Origin of the sequence: Klebsiella sp. BDA134-6, from assembly GCF_015601345.1 — a bacterium.
GTDB lineage: Bacteria > Pseudomonadota > Gammaproteobacteria > Enterobacterales > Enterobacteriaceae > Klebsiella > Klebsiella grimontii.
On the sequence record NZ_CP064784.1, the window covers coordinates 5569934 to 5590531 of the forward strand.

The window sequence follows — 20598 nt, forward strand, 5'->3', positions numbered from 1 at the left end:
TTAGGATCAAAAATCAGGGGGATAGTTATACGGACTGACACGCTAAAATGCCAGCCGCGACCAAAGCCTCTCGGAATGTTCCGGGCCTATTTGGCTTTGACGTATTCAATTTCGTTCACGTACCAGGCCGCCTCGCCCGCGGGGGTGTTCACGATAGCTAAATCGCCGACCTCTTTTTTCAGCAGCGCGCGCGCCATTGGCGAATCAATGGAGATGTAGTCGTTGCGGCCAAAGATTTCATCGTAGCCGACAATCCGGAAACGCTTCGTCTCGCCCGCATCGTTTTCAATCTCCACCCATGCGCCGAAAAAGACCTTCCCCTCCTGCTGCGGCGAATAATCAACGATTTTCAGCTGCTCAAGGCACTTGGTCAGGTAGCGCACCCGGCGGTCAATTTCACGCAGGCGCTTTTTATTGTATTGGTAATCGGCGTTTTCACTGCGGTCGCCGAGGCTCGCCGCCCAGGTCACTTTTTTGGTGACTTCCGGACGTTCTTCGCGCCACAGAGTATCCATCTCTTTCTTCAGTTTTTCATACCCTTCACGGGTGATCAGCGGCGTTTTCATCGAAGGTTCCGGCTCCTGATTACAGATCTTTGTGCAATGCTGCGCACAATTCGTCGCACGTCATCATAGCAACAGGATAAATAATGTGTCTTATGCTTAAATGTATACTTAAGCTGCTGTTAAATATGCTTTGTAACAATTTAGCCTGGAATATATACCAGATTTCGCTGGTGGGCGACCCGGGCTTTTTTGAGAATACGTACTGACAATTGCAGTGAACCTTTGGGAGTATAAACAATGCAAGAGAATTATAAGATTCTGGTTGTCGATGACGACATGCGCCTGCGTGCGCTACTCGAACGTTATCTGACCGAGCAGGGCTTCCAGGTTCGTAGCGTGGCGAACGCTGAACAGATGGATCGCCTGCTGACCCGTGAATCCTTCCACCTCATGGTGCTGGATCTCATGCTGCCGGGCGAAGATGGCCTGTCCATTTGCCGCCGCCTGCGCAGCCAGAGCAACCCGATGCCGATCATTATGGTCACGGCGAAAGGGGAAGAAGTTGACCGTATCGTGGGCCTGGAAATCGGCGCCGACGACTACATCCCAAAACCGTTCAACCCGCGCGAGCTGCTGGCCCGTATCCGCGCCGTGCTGCGCCGCCAGGCTAACGAACTGCCGGGCGCGCCTTCGCAGGAAGAGGCGGTGATCGCCTTTGGTAAGTTCAAGCTGAACCTCGGCACCCGCGAGATGTTCCGCGAAGATGAGCCTATGCCGCTGACCAGCGGTGAATTCGCGGTACTGAAAGCGCTGGTGAGCCATCCGCGCGAACCCTTATCCCGCGATAAGCTGATGAACCTCGCCCGCGGCCGTGAATATTCGGCCATGGAACGTTCCATCGACGTACAGATCTCCCGCCTGCGCCGCATGGTGGAAGAAGACCCGGCGCATCCTCGCTATATCCAGACCGTTTGGGGCCTGGGCTACGTTTTCGTCCCGGACGGCTCTAAGGCATGAAACGCGTGCGCTTTTCGCCGCGAAGCTCGTTTGCCCGTACCCTGTTACTGATCGTCACCCTGCTGTTCGCCAGCCTGGTGACGACCTATTTAGTGGTGCTGAATTTCGCGATCCTGCCCAGTCTCCAGCAGTTTAATAAGGTTCTGGCCTACGAAGTGCGTATGCTGATGACCGATAAACTGCAGCTGGAAGACGGCACCCAGCTGGTGGTGCCGCCGGCGTTTCGCCGCGAGATTTACCGCGAGCTGGGCATTTCGCTCTATTCCAACGAAGCGGCGGAAGACGCAGGCCTGCGCTGGGCGCAGCATTATGAATTCTTAAGTCAGCAGATGGCGCACCAGCTCGGCGGGCCGACCGAAGTGCGGGTGGAAGTGAATAAAAGCTCGCCCGTGGTGTGGCTGAAAACCTGGCTCTCCCCCAATATCTGGGTGCGCGTACCGCTGACCGAAATCCACCAGGGCGACTTCTCGCCGCTGTTCCGCTACACCCTTGCCATCATGCTGCTGGCGATCGGCGGCGCCTGGCTCTTTATTCGTATTCAGAACCGACCGCTGGTCGACCTGGAGCACGCGGCGCTGCAGGTCGGGCGAGGCATTATTCCCCCGCCGCTGCGCGAATACGGCGCATCGGAAGTGCGGTCGGTGACCCGCGCTTTTAACCATATGGCGGCTGGCGTGAAGCAGTTGGCGGACGACCGTACGCTGCTGATGGCCGGCGTCAGCCATGATTTACGCACCCCTCTCACGCGTATTCGTCTGGCGACGGAGATGATGGGCGAAGAGGACGGCTACCTCGCCGAGTCGATTAATAAAGATATCGAAGAGTGTAACGCCATTATTGAACAGTTTATCGACTACCTGCGCACCGGTCAGGAGATGCCGATGGAGCTGACGGACCTTAACGCGGTGCTGGGGGAAGTGATTGCGGCGGAGAGCGGCTACGAGCGAGAGATCGCCACCGATCTGCAGCCGGGCGAGATCCCACTGCGCGTGCATCCGCTCTCCATCAAACGCGCGCTGGCGAATATGGTGGTCAACGCCGCCCGCTATGGCAACGGCTGGATTAAAGTCAGCAGCGGCAGCGAGGGGAACCGGGCCTGGTTCCAGGTAGAAGATGACGGTCCAGGGATTAAACCGGAGCAGCGTGAGCATTTGTTCCAGCCGTTCGTGCGCGGCGATAGCGCCCGAACGATTAGCGGAACCGGACTCGGCCTGGCTATCGTTCAGCGCATTATCGATAACCATAACGGTAAGCTGGAACTTGGCTCCAGCGAACGCGGCGGATTATTAATTCGCGCCTGGCTGCCGGTACCGATGAACCGCGCTCTGCCTGCGGTAAAATCCTCAAAAGAGAGCTAGATCGACCTTAAACCAACCCCATCCGGTACGCCCACATAAAACCGCCCGGCGGCGCTACGCTTGCCCGGGCCTACCGGAACAGCGGCTCCTGCAAACCCCGCATCGCCTTTGTAGCCGGGACAGGTGCGACAGCGCTGCCTCCGGGACAAGCCCCAATCGCGTTACGTTTAATGCGCTTTATTCGCCATCTGATACGCCGCCGGCAGATTCAGCCGCTGCCAGAACTGCTGAGCGTCGTTCTCACCGGAGAGCGGATACCCTGCGGGCAGCGCCGTTTTGACCATCAGCGCCCGACGCTGCGCGGCGGACAGATTCGGTAACGCAGCCTCCAGCAGCACTTCAGCCCCCTGCGGCACCTTCAGGCTCGGTTTTTCGCCCTTCTGCTGCGGCAGATCGTAGGTCATGGTAAAGCGATAAAACGCCTTCATCGCCGGGTCGCTATACGGATCGTCTTTTGCAGGCACCTTAGCGCACTCCGCCAGCGTCGTGCCGCACTCCTTCTCCAGCGCGGCGCGCAGCTGGTCGCGCGCCTCATTAAACAGCCCGCGATACTTCGCGTCATTCAAATAGTGGGCGACGTTGCGCTGCGCCACCATCCGCGAACCCATCACGTCCAGCGGATAATGCACACCCAGCACGATGCGCGAATAGCCATAGCGGGCGCCGCGGGTCACTAGCGCGTCGAAGCGCTCCGGGATCATCTCCGCCATCAGCAGAGCGTCGGTATAGCCAGTGTTGGTGTGCCCGCTCGGAAACGAGCCGCCGTCGGCGGTATAGGGCTCATTGTCCTTAACGACCACATCGTCCGGCACCAGATGGATGGTATTGCCCTGAATCAGGAACGGGCGCGGGTTGTTAAAGTGCTTTTTCGCCGCCCCGGTACTCACTTCAGACGCTTTGATCAGCGCCGCCGCCTTACCGAGCTCGCCTTTGTCGTAGGCGGCGAGGAACGCTTTGCCGAGACGCGGCCCCAGCGCATCGCTGAGGAAGTAGAGATAGCCGATGCCCTCGGCATCCGCCAGCGCCTGATGTCGGGAGGTCTGTACGGCATCGCGATTGATGGCGGTGACCGTCGCCAGATTTTGCTCAATTACCGCCTTCGGCAACGTAGTGAACGCCGAGAGCAGCGCAATACCCGCCTGCTGGTTGGCTTTTGCCTGGAAGTCATAACCGCTGGCCTTCAGCCATGCGGTATCCGCCTGGGTTTTATTCTGTCTGGCGTGTTCGAGCTGGTCGCGAGTCAGAGTTACCGCATCGCCCTTCAGCGCGTTGCGCAGCTGCGACAGGCTTTGGCTCTCCAGCGCATCAAACACCGGGCTGGCGGCGGCTGGCGTCACGCCGTTGGCGATTGCCGCCGCCTGATTCAAAGGAACCTCTTTCGCCAGCGCCGGCAGCGCCAGCATTAACGCCGATGCGAGTAGCGTGATGTGCAGTTTCATTATTTTTCCTTTTATTCAAACCATTACCTTGCCTTTACGTGACGCTAGCCCTTCTCTTTGATGCTTTTATGACACGGTTATGTTTTGCAACGCTTTAAGCGGAATGGAAACAGCGCGGCGGTAATCCAGGCCGATCTGCGGTAAACTATCGGTAATCTTGTCTAAATCCCGGAATCACCGTATCCATGCTCAGTTATCGTCATAGCTTTCACGCAGGCAACCACGCCGACGTTCTTAAACACACCGTTCAGAGCCTGATCATTGAATCGCTCAAAGAGAAAGAAAAACCGTTTCTTTATCTGGACACCCACGCCGGCGCAGGCCGCTATCAGCTGAGCAGCGAACACGCCGAGCGTACCGGTGAATATCTCGAAGGCATCGCCCGCATCTGGCAGCAGGATGACCTGCCCGCCGAGCTGGAGCCGTATATCTCCGTCGTTCAGCACTTCAACCGTAGCGGCCAGCTGCGCTACTACCCCGGCTCGCCGCTGATTGCTCGCCAGCTGCTGCGCGAGCAGGACAGCCTGCAGATGACCGAACTGCATCCCAGCGATTTTCCGCTACTGCGCGCCGAGTTTCAGAAAGACGACCGCGCCCGGGTTGAAAAAACCGATGGCTATCAGCAGCTGAAGTCTAAGCTGCCGCCGGTGTCTCGCCGTGGACTAGTGCTGATCGACCCGCCTTACGAAATCAAAAGCGATTACCAGGCGGTCGTGACCGGTATTCATGAAGGCTACAAACGCTTTGCCACCGGCACCTACGCGCTGTGGTATCCGGTGGTGCTACGGGCGCAGATTAAGCGCATGATCAAAGAGTTAGAGGCCACCGGCATTCGCAAAATTCTGCAAATCGAGCTGGCGGTGCGTCCGGACAGCGACCAGCGCGGAATGACCGCCTCCGGGATGATCGTCATCAACCCGCCGTGGAAGCTGGAGCAGCAGATGAACAACGTTCTGCCGTGGCTGCATAAAAAGCTGGTGCCGACCGGTATCGGCCATACCACCGTCAGCTGGATCGTGCCTGAGTAATCGCAGTCATCGGTGGAAACTATTGATTTCAGGTATACAATCGCGCCAATCAGACATTAAGGATAAGACTCATGAGCAAGCATTATGACTATATCGCCATTGGCGGCGGCAGCGGCGGTATCGCCTCCATTAACCGTGCCGCTATGTACGGCCAGAAGTGCGCGCTGATTGAAGCCAAAGACCTGGGCGGTACCTGCGTAAACGTCGGCTGCGTGCCGAAGAAAGTGATGTGGCATGCGGCGCAGATTCGCGAAGCTATCCATCTGTATGGCCCGGATTACGGTTTTGATACCACGATCAATCATTTCGATTGGGACAAGCTGGTCGCCAGCCGTAGCGCCTATATCGATCGTATCCATACCTCGTACGATAACGTGCTGGGCAAAAATAAGGTCGACGTGATTAAAGGCTTCGCCCGTTTTGTCGATGCGAAAACCATCGAAGTCAACGGCGAGACGATAACCGCCGATCATATTCTGATCGCCACTGGCGGCCGCCCGAGCCATCCGAACATTCCCGGCGTCGAATACGGGATTGATTCCGATGGTTTCTTCGAACTGCCGGCCCTGCCGAAACGCGTTGCGGTTGTCGGCGCGGGCTATATCGCCGTTGAGCTGGCGGGCGTGATTAACGGCCTGGGCGCGGAGACCCACCTGTTCGTGCGTAAACACGCGCCGCTGCGTAGCTTCGATCCGCTGATCGTGGAAACGCTGGTTGAGGTAATGAACGCCGAAGGCCCGCAGCTGCACACCAACGCCATTCCGCAAGCGGTAGTGAAGAACGCCGACGGCAGCCTGACCCTGGAACTGGAAGATGGCCGCAGCCAGACCGTGGACTGCCTGATTTGGGCGATCGGTCGCGAACCGGCGACCGATAACTTCAACCTCGCCGCGACCGGAGTGGAAACTAACGATAAAGGCTATATCGTCGTCGATAAGTTGCAGAACACCAGCGTTCCGGGTATTTACGCCGTCGGCGATAATACCGGCGCCGTCGAGCTGACCCCGGTCGCCGTCGCCGCAGGCCGTCGTCTCTCCGAGCGTCTGTTTAACAACAAGCCGGACGAACATCTGGACTACAGCAACATCCCGACCGTGGTGTTCAGCCATCCGCCTATCGGCACCGTCGGCTTAACCGAGCCGCAGGCGCGCGAGCAGTACGGCGATGAAGCGGTGAAAGTGTATAAATCCTCTTTCACCGCCATGTATACCGCCGTGACTTCACACCGCCAGCCGTGCCGCATGAAGCTGGTCTGCGTCGGCCCGGAAGAGAAGATTGTCGGTATTCACGGTATCGGCTTCGGGATGGACGAGATGCTGCAGGGCTTCGCGGTGGCGCTGAAGATGGGCGCAACCAAGAAAGACTTCGACAATACCGTGGCGATCCACCCAACCGCCGCGGAAGAGTTTGTGACGATGCGCTAAGACGGGCACCACGCATGAAAAAGAAGCTCTCCGGAGCTTCTTTTTTATCTCTACGCCACGCCGTTATTGCCGTGGCGCTTAAACGCCGGCCGCTGATTCAGCGCCATATACCAGCGCTCCACTTCCGCCATTTCAGGATGCGCGAACGGCGTCATTTTCCAGCGATGCACCGACAGGCCAAGGACAATATCCGCCAGCGAAAACTCGCTACCGGCAACCCATGCCCCGGTTTGCTGCAGCTGCGTATTAACGATCTGCACGCAGCGGGTCCAGGCGGCGATACTCTCTTTGATAGCCGCCGAGTCCTGGAAGCGCGGGTCCTTGCGCACCAGCCCCATAAAGGCGTAGCGCCAGGCCGTGTTAAATTCCGTTGCCTGCCAGTCCATCCAGTGCTCAACCTCGGCGGCAGCCCGCGGCGCCGTAGGGAGCAGGTCTTCCCGCCCGGCTTTGCGCGCCAGGTAGCGGCAGATGCTGTTCGACTCCCACAGCACAAAGTCGTCATCCAGCAGTACGGGCACCAGGCTGTTCGGGTTAAGGGCGCGAAACTCAGGCGTCTCGATGGACTGAAACCCGCTGCCGTAATCCTCCTGCTGATACTCAAGTCCCGCTTCCTCGCAGGTCCACAGCACTTTACGCACGTTAATTGATGAGCGTTTGCCCAGTATTTTTAGCATTCTCAGCAATTCCTCAATCAAAAGAGATAGTTGTTTCACAATACTGCATCGGCGACGCATGTACACCCGGATAATGTGTATAGTGGATTGCACGATTTTTCTCCAGGACAGGTTACCCGACATGTTGACCTCTTTTAACGTTTTAACACCGGGCAATATCCGCTTTGGACGCGGCCTTGCTCGTAGCGCCGCGCCCTGGCTCGCTGGACGCTCCGCGCAGATACTGCTGGTTCACGGCGCCAGCCTGCAGCGCGCAGAGTTTTTGTTAAGCGAACTCCACGCTCACCAGTTGCACGTCACCACGCTGTCTATCGCCCATGAACCCGACCTGCAGGATATTGAACGGGGCGTTCGTCTGGCGCGGGAAAAAGGCGTCGGCGCAGTGGTCAGCCTCGGCGGCGGCGCGGTTATTGATGCGGGCAAAGCGATTGCGGCGCTGGTTCCCGCTCAGGGGCCCGCTATCGAATATCTGGAAGTGGTGGGCTCCGGGCGGCTGTTGGAAACCAATCCGCTGCCGTTCGTCGCCATTCCCACCACGGCCGGTACCGGGGCGGAAGTCACAAAGAACGCGGTGATCAACGTCCCCGAGCAGCAGCGCAAGGTCAGCCTGCGCGATGACCGCATGCTGCCGGACCTGTCGATTGTCGACCCGTCGCTCACCGACAATACCCCGCGCGCGGTGACTCTCGCCTCCGGTCTCGACGCCATCACCCAGGTGATTGAGCCGTGGCTGTGCACCCGGGCGAATCCTTTTACCGACGCTCTCTGCCGGGAGGCGATCCCACGCGGCATCAAAGCGCTCAGAACGCTGATGCTAAAAGAGTGCCAGGATAGCCGCGATGAGATGGCATGGGTCAGCCTGTGCGGCGGACTGGCGTTAGCCAATGCCGGCCTCGGCGTGATTCACGGTCTGGCAGGCCCCTTAGGCGGTCTGAGCAACGCCGCCCACGGCGCGCTTTGCGGCAGCCTGCTCCCCTTCGGCCTGGCGCTCAATGAAACCCAGGTTAATGACGAAAAAATCCGCCAGCGTTTTGCCGACGTACGCCAGTGGCTGGCGGCGGGGCTGGACGTTGACCCGAACGACGCCTGGGAGAGCCTGCGCGAATGGAGCCAGCGCGCCGGGCTGGGTAACCTGCGCGAGCTCGGCGTCCCCCGCGAAGCGCTGGAACCCGCGGCTCTCGCCGCCAGCAGCTCGTCATCAATGAAGGCTAACCCGGTCGTGCTAACCAGCGAGCAGCTGCTGGAGATGCTGGAAGCCGCGTGGGAGTAAGAGCTTTATTGCTAAAGCGCCCGGAAATTTAGATTTTGTTGCAAAACGAAATCTCCGAATTTTTCGGCACAATACGAAGCGGTTAAAACGGTTTTAATGCGCCAGGTCAAATAGTTAAAGCACAAACCCCGGGCTGAAGGTTTAGAAAAAAGCGTGATATACCTCACACTTCTCTTTTCGTTTCCCGCTGCGAATGTCTAAGCTTAATAGACAGGTCGGGCGCGCCCGGCATCCTCTACTGACGCAATCCGGAGGTCCGTACCACTATGTTCAGCCAGAAATTACGCAACGTTGATGACGATGAGCTCAGGATCGAAAACGATCCGTGCTACGAAGCCGATCCGTATGAGTTAAAGCTGGATGAAATGTTCGACGCCGAACCCGAACCGGAGATTATTGAAGGGCTGCCCGCCTCGGATGCCCTGACCCCTGCCGATCGCTACCTGGAACTGTTCGCTCACGTCCAGAAGTCACGCATTTTCGCCGATAGCAAAACCTTCCCCGACTGCGCGCCGAAGCAGGACCCGCTGGATATTTTGATTCACTACCGTCGCGTAAGGCGCACTCCCGGATTCGATCTCCGCCAGTTCGTTGAAGATCACTTTTGGCTGCCGGATAGCCGCGCCGAGGATTACGTCTCCGATCCTAATCGAACGTTAAAAGAGCATATTGATAACCTGTGGCCCGTGCTGACCCGCGAGCCGCAGGATCATATTCCCTGGTCGTCGCTGCTGGCGCTGCCGCAGTCTTATATTGTTCCCGGCGGCCGTTTTAGCGAAACCTACTACTGGGATTCCTACTTCACCATGCTGGGGCTGGCGGAAAGCGGCCGTGGAGATCTGCTGAAGTGTATGGCCGATAACTTCGCGTGGATGATTGAAATTTATGGTCATATTCCCAACGGCAACCGCACTTATTATCTCAGCCGCTCGCAGCCCCCGGTGTTTGCCCTGATGGTTGAACTATTTGAAGAAGATGGCGTCCGCGGCGCTAAACGGTACCTTGACCATCTGCAGATGGAGTACAGCTTCTGGATGGACGGCGCGGAATCGCTGATCCCCAATCAGGCCTACCGCCACGTGGTGCGTATGCCGGACGGCTCGCTGCTGAACCGCTATTGGGACGATCGCGATACGCCGCGCGATGAGTCATGGCGGGAAGATGTCGAAACGGCAAAACACTCCGGCCGCCCGCCAAACGAGGTCTATCGCGACCTGCGCGCCGGGGCGGAGTCCGGCTGGGATTACTCCAGCCGTTGGCTGCGGGATATCACCCGGCTGGCGAGCATCCGCACCACCCAGTTTATCCCCATCGATTTGAACGCCTTTCTGTTCAAGCTGGAGAACACCATCGCCAACCTCTCCGGCCTCAAGGGCGACCGGGAAACAGAGGCCGCGTTTCGCCAGAAGGCCAGCGACCGCCGGGCGGCGGTAACCCGCTATCTGTGGGATGACGAAAGCGGCTGTTTTCGCGATTACGACTGGCGCCGCGAGCAGCTGGCGCTGTTTTCCGCCGCCAGCATCGTCGCGCTCTACGTCGGCATGGCGACCCATGAACAGGCCGACAGGCTCGCCGACGCGGTACGCGCTCGCCTGCTCACTCCGGGCGGTATTATGGCGACCGAATATGAAAGCGGCGAACAGTGGGATAAACCCAACGGCTGGGCGCCGCTGCAGTGGATGGCGGTACAGGGTTTTAAAATGTACGGCCAGGATCCGCTCGGCGATGAAATAGCGCAGAGCTGGCTGCAAACGGTGAATCATTACTATAAACAGCACTACAAGCTGATTGAAAAGTACCATATCGCCAGCGCCACACCCCACGAAGGCGGAGGGGGTGAATATCCCCTCCAGGACGGGTTCGGCTGGACTAACGGCGTGGTGCGCCGGCTTATCGGCCTGTACGGCGAGCCTTTGTAAAAGCTCGCTATTCGAGGAGTCGATGTCCTGCTATGTTCATGACATCGACTTTCGCCGGAACCCCTGCCATGCCTGAACTGATGACCCCACGCCTGCGCTGCTCGCCGCTGCAGCTTGACGACTGGCCCTTTTTTCTCAGCTTACAGCAAGACCCCGAGGTCATGCTCTACGTCGCGGATCCTCGCCCGGTAGCGGAAATTCGCGACGCTTTTGATTCGCGGCTTCCCGCGTGGTCGCCGGGGGCGCCCCACTGGCTGTGCCTGGTGGTGCGCGACCGCTATACCCACGCCCCCCTTGGCCTCACCGGTTATCATCACCATGCCCCCGACAGCGCTGAAGCGGGTTTTCTATTCGCTCCCCATGCACAGGGCCAGGGTTACGGCTATGAGTCTCTGCGCGCGCTATGCGATTACGCCTTCTCCACGGGCGGCATCCGGCGGCTTACGGCAACCGTCACCGCGGGCAACCTTGCGTCAAAAAATCTGCTCCAAAAAGTGGGTTTTCATCAGGAAGGCGAGCTGCGCGAATGCTACTGGCTCAACGGTCGCTGGCATAATGATTGGCTTTTTGGCCTGCTGCACCGCGATTACAACTAGCCTGGGCCATCTGGCGAATAGGGCGCGACGGACTTTTCCTCTACACTGCAGGCCGACAACAGAGGAAGGCAATAAATGTTCCCGACGATACCGCCGCTAAGCCTGCAGGGCCTCGAGTTTATTAAGCGCGCCCAGGGATTATCGCTCGTCCCCTATCGGGACGAAAACGGCCTGCGCGTGATTGGCTACGGCCACGTTCTCAACGATTTCGAGACGTTCAGCCACTTCACGCGCGAGGTCGCGGAGACCTTACTTACCGTGGATCTACTGCAATGCCAGCGCGAGCTTAAGCGCAGCCTTCGGGTTACGCTTAATCAAGCGCAATATGATGCGCTGGTCTCTTTAGCCTTTAGCTGCGGGCCAGCGTCTCCGGCGCTTAATCTCGTTTTGACGCATCTTAACCAGCAGCGGTTCGCTGAGGCGCTTAAAGCATGGGAAAATATTCGCAGCGGACGCGAACAGCGTCGCGAAGAGTGCGCACGATTCAAAGCCAGAACCGATTAAGTTTCGCTAATGCTATTAAAAATCATCGCCGCCTGGGTACGATTCTTCACGTCAAGCCGGCGATAGAGCGACTCAAGGTGGGCCTTTACCGTGCCGGCGCTAATATTTAACGTACGGCTAATCTCTTTATTTGAATCACCGGCGGCCAGCAGCTGTAAAATCTCACGCTGGCGCTGGCTTAAATGAACCCATTTATTATCCCGTGCATCCGCCGTCATTAGCCAATCGCCCGGTAAACAGAGCAGCCCCTGCAGTACGCTGTTGATCGCCTGAGCGAAAGTTTGCAAACCTTCCTCGCGTTGCACGATGGCCCGCACATTGTAAGACAGCGCGCGCTGTAGCCAGTTCTTATTATTGTCAGAAACAATTAACAGTACCTGAGATTGCGGGAAGCGAAGCTGTTTTTCCTGCAACAACCAACAGCAAAACTCACTGTGCATATCACCATCCAGAATGAGCAGCGCGTCAGGGTGCGTCGTCAGCGTCTGCCAGAGCTGTTCAGGCTGACAGGTGCCAAAAAGATCAATTTCAGGAATGTATTGCTGAAGGCCAATTTTCATTCCATGAATAAATATCGACTGCCTGTCAAACATAATTACCTGCATGGATTTCTCTCCATCAAAGAAATGCCCGATTTAATCAGGGGGAAGGGGAATATCAGCAAGTAAAATAAGCGCTCGCTGTTTGGCCTGGGGCATTTTACCGATAGAGAGGATTAACTGAATATCATAACAATGAATAGTTACAGGCCTTGTTGATACCATTACTTATTCACAATAATTATTACATTTAAATTAAGGAAATCCTTAATTACCAGGCAAGAAAAGAATAAAACATAATATTAATTACTCTATTTTAAACGACCCCGGAAACGCAGGCGATGGCAAAGTGAGGAAAGTATGTTACGGAGTAAGAAAACGCATGAAATGCGCGTTGCCCCGCCATCATTGATGGAGGGGCGTTCAATCACAAAAACATCCCGCCTGAAACTTCTACGCGCTGGGCGTTCATCCAGCGCAGGTCATCGCTCAGTAGCGCGGCGATGGCATCGCCAATATCATCCGGAAGCCCTACTCTTCCCAGCGCCGTTTGCGCGGCAATATGCTGATTAACCTGGGCGTTATCCCTCACCACGCCGCCGCCAAAATCGGTTTCAATCGCGCCAGGCGCAATGATATTGACCGAAATTCCGCGTTCCCCCAGCTCTTTCGCCTGATAGCGCGTCAGCACCTCCATCGCCCCTTTCATTGAGGCATAGGCCGCGTAGCCCGGGAGAGCAAAACGCGCCAGCCCGCTGGAAACATTGAGGATCCGCCCGCCGTCCTGCAATAACGGCAGCAGGCGTTGGGTGAGGAAGAAAGGCCCTTTAAACTGGATGTTCATTAATTCATCAAACTGCGCTTCGCTGGTTTCAGCAAAAGGAATATTCAGACCAATTCCGGCATTGTTCAATAAATAGTCGAAGGTATCCCGTTTCCAGCGCTCCCGCAGTACCTCCGCCACCTGCTGAGCAAAAGCATCGAAACTGCCGACATCACCGACGTTTAACGGTAATGCCGCGGCTTTCACGCCTGTTCGTTCAATTTCAGCCACCACGTCCAGCGCATCCTGCCGGTTACTGCGCCAGGTCAGAATAATATCAGTTCCCTTCGCCGCCAGTTTCAATGCGGCGTTTTTTCCCAATCCACGGCTGCCGCCGGTGACTAAAGCGATACGTTGTGCCATCAGAAAACCCCTTCTCGGTTGCGTTTGCATAGTTGAAGAGCTTATTAGCTGCTATAACAACAATAAATATGGCAAATTACGTTTTACTGTTTCTTATTGAACAACAATAGGCCGCCGGGATGGATAAAATTCACGCAATGCAGCTGTTTATTAGGGTAGCTGAGCTGGAAAGTTTTTCCCGCGCCGCCGACACTCTTGGCCTGCCGAAAGGAAGCGTATCGCGCCAGATTCAGGCGCTGGAGAGCCACCTTGGCGCTCGCCTGCTGCACCGCACGACCCGCCGGGTGCAGCTAACCCAGGACGGCATGGTTTACTATGAACGCGCCAGAGACCTGCTGAGCAATCTTGATGAGCTCGACGGTATGTTTCAGCTCGACCCCTCCAGCATCAGCGGACGTCTGCGGATCGACATGCCTGTCGCAGTCGCGAAAAAGCTGGTCATTCCGCAGCTGCCGGCGTTTTTGCAGCAGTATCCGGGCATCGAACTGGAGCTCAGCAGCAGCGATCGGTTAGTCGATGTGGTCCGCGAGGGCTTTGACTGCGTGGTACGCGTCGGTACGCTGAAAGATTCCGGGCTGATCGCGCGGCCGCTGGGTAAGCTCACGCAAATTAACTGCGCCAGCCCGCAGTATCTGACGCGCTTTGGCTATCCGCAGTCGCTGGACGATCTCGCGGATCATGCGCTGATCCACTACGCCAGCAATCTGGGCGTTCGTCCTCTCGGATTTGAAGTGGTCAGCGATGGCGCGGTTCGCTGGGTTAAAGTGGGCGGCGTGCTTACGGTCAATAGTACCGAGACCTATCAGGCGTCGTGTCTGGCAGGACTGGGGATTATTCAGGTTCCACGGGTAGGCGTTCGCGAGATGCTGCGCAGCGGAGAACTGATCGAAATTCTTCCCCACTACCGCGCCGAACCGCTGCCGGTGTCGCTCATTTACCCGCACCGGCGTAATCTCTCGCGGCGGGTACATCTGTTTATGGAGTGGCTCGGCGGGCTGATGAAAAACTACGTTGATTAGTCCGCATGATGAAAAATCCGTATTTGAGAGCGTGCCGATATTTTCTGCCGGATGCCGAATGAGGCCTGACTCAGAATGAAAAACCAGCTATAACATCACGTTATCAACTTCCTGTAGCTCCGCACAATGGCAGAAGAGCGCGCTTCAACCGCCCTATGATTCATACAACGGATGGCTCCAGTACGCCTTATCCGCGATTTTACGTATATAATTTTTGAAGAATATCGCTGTAAAAAAGGAAGAAATAATTTATGACGCCGGAAAACGACGCTCAACGCCCAACCGAGGATCCGGGCCAGCAGCCGGAAAAAAACAAAAGCGCGATGGCTGCGATAAACGACTCTACTGTGGCGAAAAAAGCCAACCAGGCGCTGAAAAGCGTCACCGGAACGGCGGAAAAAGTTCAGCGTAACCATATGGTCGCCCATATTATCCGCGCCGCGGAGCGCTTCAACGACAGGCTGGGTAATCAGTTTGGCGCGGCGATCACCTACTTCTCGTTTTTATCGATGATCCCGATTCTGATGGTCTCTTTTGCGGCCGCCGGTTTTGTGCTGGCCTCGCATCCCACGTTGCTACAGGACATTTTCGATAAAATCCTGCTGAACGTTAGCGATCCGACACTCGCCGCAACGCTGAAAAATACCATCAACACCGCCGTACAGCAGCGCACCGCCGTCGGGATCGTGGGTCTTCTGGTGGCGCTCTACTCCGGCATTAACTGGATGGGCAACCTGCGTGAGGCCATTCGCGCCCAGTCGCGCGATGTCTGGGAGCGCACGCCGCAGGATCAGGAGAAAATCTGGGTAAAGTATTTTCGCGACTTTATCTCGCTGATCGGCCTGCTGGTGGCGCTGGTTATTACCTTGTCGATCACCTCTATCGCCGGCTCGGCGCAGCAGATGATTATCTCGGCGCTTTATCTTGATTACATTGAGTGGCTGAAACCGGCGTGGCGGCTTATTGGCCTGGCGATTTCCATCTTCGCCAACTATCTGCTGTTTTTCTGGATTTTCTGGCGGCTCCCGCGCCACCGTCCTCGCCGTAAGGCGCTGATTCGCGGCACCCTGATTGCGGCCGTCGGCTTTGAGATAATCAAAATCATCATGACCTGGACGCTACCTGCGCTGGTGAAATCTCCCTCTGGGGCGGCATTCGGGTCGGTGTTGGGGATAATGGCCTTCTTCTATTTTTTCGCCCGCCTGACGCTGTTCTGCGCCGCATGGATTGCGACCGCCGAATATAAAGACGACCGCCGGATGCCGGGCAAAGCCCACGACTAAACCATCACTGGGCTGAATAAAAGACGCAAAATTCAGCCCAACCTGGCATTTCAGCATATAAATCCAACATGTAACTTTTATTTAACCAAAACCTGGTTTTATCGACCATTATTTGAATTTTGTGAAGCATTTCATAGAAGTTATTTTTCTGGCACAGAAATTATTCACTTTTTGCTTCTTTTTTCGCCTCTCTCGCCCCTTGTTACAGATTGAAATGTCCCAGAGGCTGTGGCTATATGGCCTTTCGTTCGCAAAAAATAAGAAAGATCTATGCAAGCCACAGCCACAACACTCGACAACGCGCAGGACACCGTACCGGTTAACTCACGCAATAAAGTCGTCGTCGCCTCACTCATTGGTACCGCCATCGAGTTCTTCGACTTCTACATCTATGCCACCGCGGCGGTTATCGTATTCCCGCACATTTTCTTCCCGCAGGGCGATCCCGCCGCCGCGACGCTACAATCGCTGGCCACCTTCGCTATCGCCTTTATCGCCCGCCCTATCGGTTCAGCGGTCTTTGGCCACTTCGGCGACCGCGTAGGCCGTAAAGCGACCCTCGTCGCCTCGCTGCTGACGATGGGGATCTCCACCGTGGTTATCGGCCTGCTGCCCGGCTATGAAACCATTGGCATTATGGCGCCGGTGCTGCTGGCGCTGGCGCGCTTTGGCCAGGGGCTCGGCCTTGGCGGCGAATGGGGCGGCGCGGCGCTGCTGGCGACGGAAAACGCTCCGCCGCGCAAACGCGCGCTGTACGGCTCTTTCCCACAGCTGGGCGCGCCGATTGGCTTCTTCTTCGCTAACGGCACCTTCCTGCTGCTCTCCTGGCTGCTGACCGACCAGCAGTTTATGGAGTGGGGCTGGCGTATGCCGTTTATCTTCTCCGCCGTGCTGGTGATTATCGGCCTGTACGTCCGCGTTTCGCTGCACGAGTCGCCGGTATTCGCTAAGGTTGCCGCCGCGAAGAAACAGGTCAAAATCCCGCTGGGCACGCTGCTGACCAAACACGTCCGCGTGACGGTGCTCGGCACGTTTATCATGCTGGCGACCTACACGCTGTTTTACATCATGACCGTCTACTCCATGACCTTCAGTACCGCCGCCGCGCCGATTGGCCTCGGTTTGCCGCGTAACGAAGTGCTGTGGATGCTGATGATGGCGGTTATCGGTTTTGGCGTGATGGTGCCGGTTGCGGGCCTGCTGGCGGATGCATTTGGTCGTCGTAAGAGCATGGTTGTGATCACGACCCTGATCATTCTCTTCGCGCTGTTTGCCTTTAAACCGCTGCTTGGTTCCGGTAACCCGCTGCTGGTCTTTGCCTTCCTGCTGATTGGCCTGAGCCTGATGGGGCTGACGTTTGGCCCAATGGGCGCGCTGCTGCCGGAGCTGTTCCCGACGGAAGTTCGCTATACCGGCGCATCGTTCTCCTACAACGTCTCGTCGATCCTCGGGGCGTCCGTCGCGCCGTATATCGCCGCCTGGCTGCAGGGTAACTACGGTCTGCCTGCGGTCGGACTCTATCTGGCCGCCATGGCGGCGCTGACGATGATCGCGCTGCTGCTGACTCACGAAACGCGCCACCAGTCGCTGTAATTCTCCACTCGCTCCCCTGACCATCCGGCCAGGGGAGTCACCTTGCCGACTATTTTTTCATCTGCGACAGTATGGTCCGGCACTGATTCGCCTCGCCTTCGGCGGGTGAGATCAGCGCCAGCAGCGCGGCGGCTGGCGTCACCAGCGTCGCCAGCGCCGCCGCCACAGCGCCGCGTGCAATCAGCGGACCCGCCTTCACGCCCGCGTTCGGCGACTTAAAGCTACCGCGCACGTAGAGCGGTGAGCGCAGAGTGATAATGCGGAATCCCTTGCTTTCCGGATCGATGGTCAGGTCGAGCTGCTCCGACGCAAAGCTGGCGGTACCGGTGACGTTGATCAGCGCGTTTTCGGTATCAAAAGCAAATACCTGCGGCCGGGCGACACCGTTGACCACGTCGATATTGGCCGCCGCGCAGTTTACCCGCACCTCATCGTCGCCAAAGATCTGCCCGATGATATAGTTGCCGACGTTCAGACCGAGGATTTCCATCAGGTTGCGGCTGATTAGCCCGTCGTTCATCAGCAGCTTCAGGTTACCGTTACTGTTGCCCAGCAGCGCGGCGACGGAGTTGCCGGTACCGCGAAGCTGCACATCGCCGTTCATTTCGCCGAGGGTTTTCTGCATCATCTCCACGTTTGGCATCAGCGCTTTCAGCTTCAGGCGGCGCGCCTGCAGGTTCGCCGTCCCCTGCAACGGTTTTTTATCCCCCGCCAGATGAATGCTGCCGGCAATGGTGCCGTTGGCCAACCCCAGACGCAGCGGCTGCAGGCGCAGGTCGCCCCGTTCGAGGATCACGTGGGTGGAGAGGTCGCTGATAGGGAGCGTGCCGCCGTGCTCAATGCGCCGTCCTTTAAAGCGCACATCGGCATCCATCACCTGCCACTTATCGGTTTCAAAGCGGTCATACGGCAACACTTTTCCGGCCGGCTGCGGAGAGGACTCGCCTTTACGCTGTTCGGTTTTGCTCCCTTTGCCGCCGGAGTCGACGCCAATCAGCGGTCCCAGATCCGCCAGCCTTAGCTGCCTGGACTCCAGGTCACCCTCCAGCTTAGGTCGGGGTTTACCGGTGGTGTAGGTCAGGGAGCCGTGGATATCGCTCTCGCCGATACGGCCATTAAAGTCCTGATAGGCGAAGCGTGAACCGGCCTTATCCTTGAAGGTGGCCCGTAGATGCCCGTCGGTCGAAAACGCCGGCGTATCCGGCAGCAGTACGCCGGTCAGGTCGTAGAGATCGCCCAGCGAATCACCGGAGAACTTCAACCGTAGATCGACTCCACCGAGGTTAAGCGGGTCGCTGACCGTGCCGGTAAAAGCGACCCGGGTATTGCCGGAGCGAAAATCCCCCTGCAGCGGGAACGGCGTGCCTTCGCTGCGCAGCGCCAGCATGCCGCCGATTTTGCCGTTACCGGCAAGCGGCTGCCCGTTGTAGCTGCCTTTCGCCTGCAGGCCGAAGACATAATCGCCCACTTTCTGCGACTGCCCTTTCCCCTTTTCACCAGTCACCTCGCTAAACGCCAGCGGCTTACCGAGCGGGTCAACCACAATCGTCACGTCTGCGCGCGACACCTTGTCGTCGATAGCAATCTTGCCGCGGTCAAACAGAATATTGTCGAGACGGAAAGACCAGCTGGAAGGCGGCGCATCTTTCTCCGACGCCCCCGCCGAGGCCAGGTCAAAGGTCCAGTTGTTGGTCTTCTCCGACAGTCGAATCAGTCGCGCGTCGGGCTGTTCAAGCTTTATCCACGGCAGATAGACCGTTTTGCTAAGCAGCGCCAGCGGGGCGAGCGTCGCCTCAACGCGCGGCAGATGGACCATCGTGACCTGTGGGATATCAGGCGGGTTGCCGAGGACGATATCTTCGGCGTGAACGTGCGGCCAGGGGATCCAGCTTCGCCAGCCGCTTTCACCGGGCTGGCGTTCCCAGACGACGCCCAGATCGCCGCGAATAGCAAACGGGCGGTTCAGCTCGGCCGATACTTTCTGATTAATCGTCGGCTTCAGGCGGTTCCAGTCAAAGGTCGCCAGCACGATAAAAAACAAAACGATCAGTATGACTATCGTTCCAGAAATAATAGCAACGGTTTTTCGGGTTCTGCTCATCCCTTCTGCACTCCTTTTGCGTATCGCCAGTCCTGAATATAGTTGAGAAACGCCAGTTGCTCCGTCGAATGAGGTTTTCGTCACATAATCCGCGCCAGGTCAAAAAAATAATGGAACGTTGTTTTAATATCATTGACCATAAAAGCGGCCCAGCGCACACTAGGGTTAATATTGATTTAATTTCAGGTCATCACTATGTCTAAGAAAATTGCCGTCATCGGCGAATGCATGATTGAGCTGTCAGAGAAAGGCGCGGCGGTAAATCGCGGCTTTGGCGGCGATACCTTAAACACTTCCGTCTACATTGCGCGTCAGACTGACGCCAGTGCGCTGGGCGTGCACTACGTTACCGCCCTGGGAACGGATACCTTCAGCCAGCAAATGCTTGAATCCTGGCAGAGCGAGAATGTCCAGACTGACCTGATTCAGCGCATGGCCGACCGGCTACCGGGCCTCTACTACATCGAAACCGACGATACCGGCGAGCGCACCTTTTATTACTGGCGTAATGAAGCCGCGGCGAAGTTCTGGCTGGAGAGCGAACAGTCCGCGGCCATCTGTGAAGAGCTGGCGACCTTTGATTATCTGTATCTCAGCGGCATTAGCCTGGCGATCCTTAGCCCAACCAGCCGCGAGAAGCTGCTGACCCTGCTGCGTGAGTGCCGGGCGAACGGCGGCAAAGTTATCTTTGATAACAACTATCGCCCGCGCCTGTGGAGCAGCAAAGAGGAGACGCAGCAGGTTTATCAGCAGATGCTGAGCTGCACCGATATCGCCTTCCTGACCCTCGATGACGAAGACGCGCTGTGGGGCGAGAAGCCGGTTGCGGAAGTGATTGCCCGCACCCACGCCGCCGGCGTGGAAGAAGTGGTGGTTAAGCGCGGCGCAGACTCCTGCCTGGTGGCGATTGCCGGACAGCCGCAGCGGGAAGTCCCGGCCGTTAAGCTGCCGAAAGAGAAAGTGGTTGATACCACCGCGGCGGGCGATTCGTTCAGCGCTGGCTACCTGGCCGTGCGCCTGACCGGGGGCGATGCTGAATCGGCGGCCAAACGCGGGCATCTGACCGCCAGCACGGTGATCCAGTATCGCGGCGCGATTATCCCGCGCGAGGCGATGCCGCAGGAGCTATAGCAGAAGCATCG

Annotated in this window: 18 protein-coding genes; 12 read left to right on the forward strand and 6 right to left on the reverse strand. The window is 57.3% G+C overall.

The window, feature by feature from the left end:
* Positions 1–86: 86 nt before the first annotated feature.
* On the reverse strand, positions 87–566 hold the full coding sequence (gene greB, locus IYV58_RS25900) for a transcription elongation factor GreB (protein ID WP_004106676.1): 480 nt from the start codon (positions 564–566) through the stop codon (positions 87–89).
* A gap of 237 nt (positions 567–803) precedes the next feature.
* Between greB and ompR the strand changes: the two genes are divergently transcribed.
* Together ompR and envZ are read left to right on the forward strand one after the other, a co-directional pair.
* Complete coding sequence (ompR, locus tag IYV58_RS25905; protein ID WP_001157751.1) at positions 804–1523, forward strand: osmolarity response regulator transcription factor OmpR; 720 nt, start codon at positions 804–806, stop codon at positions 1521–1523.
* Positions 1520–2881, forward strand: coding sequence for a two-component system sensor histidine kinase EnvZ (envZ, locus tag IYV58_RS25910; protein ID WP_004126293.1), 1362 nt, complete (start codon positions 1520–1522; stop codon positions 2879–2881). The genes ompR and envZ overlap by 4 nt, the downstream gene beginning before the upstream one ends.
* A gap of 167 nt (positions 2882–3048) precedes the next feature.
* On the opposite strand, the gene IYV58_RS25915 is transcribed toward envZ, so the two are convergent.
* Positions 3049–4320, reverse strand: coding sequence for an acid phosphatase (locus tag IYV58_RS25915; RefSeq protein WP_049114756.1), 1272 nt, complete (start codon positions 4318–4320; stop codon positions 3049–3051).
* A 185-nt stretch (positions 4321–4505) separates the two neighbouring features.
* Here IYV58_RS25915 and IYV58_RS25920 point away from each other — a divergent pair, with 185 nt between their 5' ends.
* Positions 4506–5348: a 23S rRNA (adenine(2030)-N(6))-methyltransferase RlmJ gene (locus tag IYV58_RS25920; protein ID WP_009651758.1), complete on the forward strand. Its 843-nt coding sequence runs from the start codon at positions 4506–4508 to the stop codon at positions 5346–5348.
* 71 nt (positions 5349–5419) lie between these two features.
* The gene (gene gorA, locus IYV58_RS25925) at positions 5420–6772 is read left to right on the forward strand and encodes a glutathione-disulfide reductase (RefSeq protein WP_087828574.1); all 1353 of its coding nucleotides are present in this window, start codon (positions 5420–5422) and stop codon (positions 6770–6772) included.
* A 50-nt stretch (positions 6773–6822) separates the two neighbouring features.
* Here the strand turns inward: gorA and IYV58_RS25930 are convergent, their stop codons facing one another.
* Positions 6823–7446 (reverse strand): glutathione S-transferase family protein, encoded by a 624-nt coding sequence (locus IYV58_RS25930; RefSeq protein WP_004126298.1) that lies wholly within the window; start codon positions 7444–7446, stop codon positions 6823–6825.
* Positions 7447–7567: 121 nt separating this feature from the next.
* Between IYV58_RS25930 and IYV58_RS25935 the strand changes: the two genes are divergently transcribed.
* The 4 genes from IYV58_RS25935 (at position 7568) to IYV58_RS25950 (ending at position 11735) form a co-directional block, all read left to right on the forward strand.
* On the forward strand, positions 7568–8716 hold the full coding sequence (locus IYV58_RS25935) for an iron-containing alcohol dehydrogenase (protein WP_195729325.1): 1149 nt from the start codon (positions 7568–7570) through the stop codon (positions 8714–8716).
* A gap of 266 nt (positions 8717–8982) precedes the next feature.
* On the forward strand, positions 8983–10635 hold the full coding sequence (locus tag IYV58_RS25940; protein WP_123828686.1) for an alpha,alpha-trehalase: 1653 nt from the start codon (positions 8983–8985) through the stop codon (positions 10633–10635).
* Between the two features lie 68 nt (positions 10636–10703).
* Positions 10704–11231: a GNAT family N-acetyltransferase gene (locus IYV58_RS25945; protein WP_049114759.1), complete on the forward strand. Its 528-nt coding sequence runs from the start codon at positions 10704–10706 to the stop codon at positions 11229–11231.
* 75 nt (positions 11232–11306) lie between these two features.
* Positions 11307–11735 carry a lysozyme gene (locus IYV58_RS25950; protein WP_004126306.1) on the forward strand — a complete coding sequence of 143 codons (429 nt, stop codon included), beginning with the start codon at positions 11307–11309 and terminating at the stop codon, positions 11733–11735.
* On the opposite strand, the gene IYV58_RS25955 is transcribed toward IYV58_RS25950, so the two are convergent.
* Positions 11732–12340: a response regulator transcription factor gene (locus IYV58_RS25955; protein WP_004126308.1), complete on the reverse strand. Its 609-nt coding sequence runs from the start codon at positions 12338–12340 to the stop codon at positions 11732–11734. The genes IYV58_RS25950 and IYV58_RS25955 overlap by 4 nt on opposite strands.
* A 361-nt stretch (positions 12341–12701) precedes the next feature.
* Complete coding sequence (locus IYV58_RS25960) at positions 12702–13460, reverse strand: SDR family NAD(P)-dependent oxidoreductase (protein WP_004126309.1); 759 nt, start codon at positions 13458–13460, stop codon at positions 12702–12704.
* Between the two features lie 119 nt (positions 13461–13579).
* Between IYV58_RS25960 and IYV58_RS25965 the strand changes: the two genes are divergently transcribed.
* The 3 genes from IYV58_RS25965 (at position 13580) to IYV58_RS25975 (ending at position 17355) form a co-directional block, all read left to right on the forward strand.
* Complete coding sequence (locus IYV58_RS25965) at positions 13580–14479, forward strand: LysR family transcriptional regulator (protein ID WP_004126311.1); 900 nt, start codon at positions 13580–13582, stop codon at positions 14477–14479.
* 251 nt (positions 14480–14730) lie between these two features.
* Positions 14731–15762 (forward strand): inner membrane protein YhjD, encoded by a 1032-nt coding sequence (gene yhjD / locus IYV58_RS25970; protein ID WP_004126313.1) that lies wholly within the window; start codon positions 14731–14733, stop codon positions 15760–15762.
* Positions 15763–16032: 270 nt separating this feature from the next.
* Positions 16033–17355, forward strand: coding sequence for an MFS transporter (locus IYV58_RS25975; RefSeq protein ID WP_004126314.1), 1323 nt, complete (start codon positions 16033–16035; stop codon positions 17353–17355).
* Between the two features lie 49 nt (positions 17356–17404).
* Here the strand turns inward: IYV58_RS25975 and IYV58_RS25980 are convergent, their stop codons facing one another.
* Complete coding sequence (locus tag IYV58_RS25980) at positions 17405–19456, reverse strand: AsmA family protein (RefSeq protein WP_004126316.1); 2052 nt, start codon at positions 19454–19456, stop codon at positions 17405–17407.
* 195 nt (positions 19457–19651) lie between these two features.
* Between IYV58_RS25980 and IYV58_RS25985 the strand changes: the two genes are divergently transcribed.
* Positions 19652–20587: a 2-dehydro-3-deoxygluconokinase gene (locus IYV58_RS25985; RefSeq protein ID WP_004126317.1), complete on the forward strand. Its 936-nt coding sequence runs from the start codon at positions 19652–19654 to the stop codon at positions 20585–20587.
* Positions 20588–20598 lie beyond the last annotated feature (11 nt).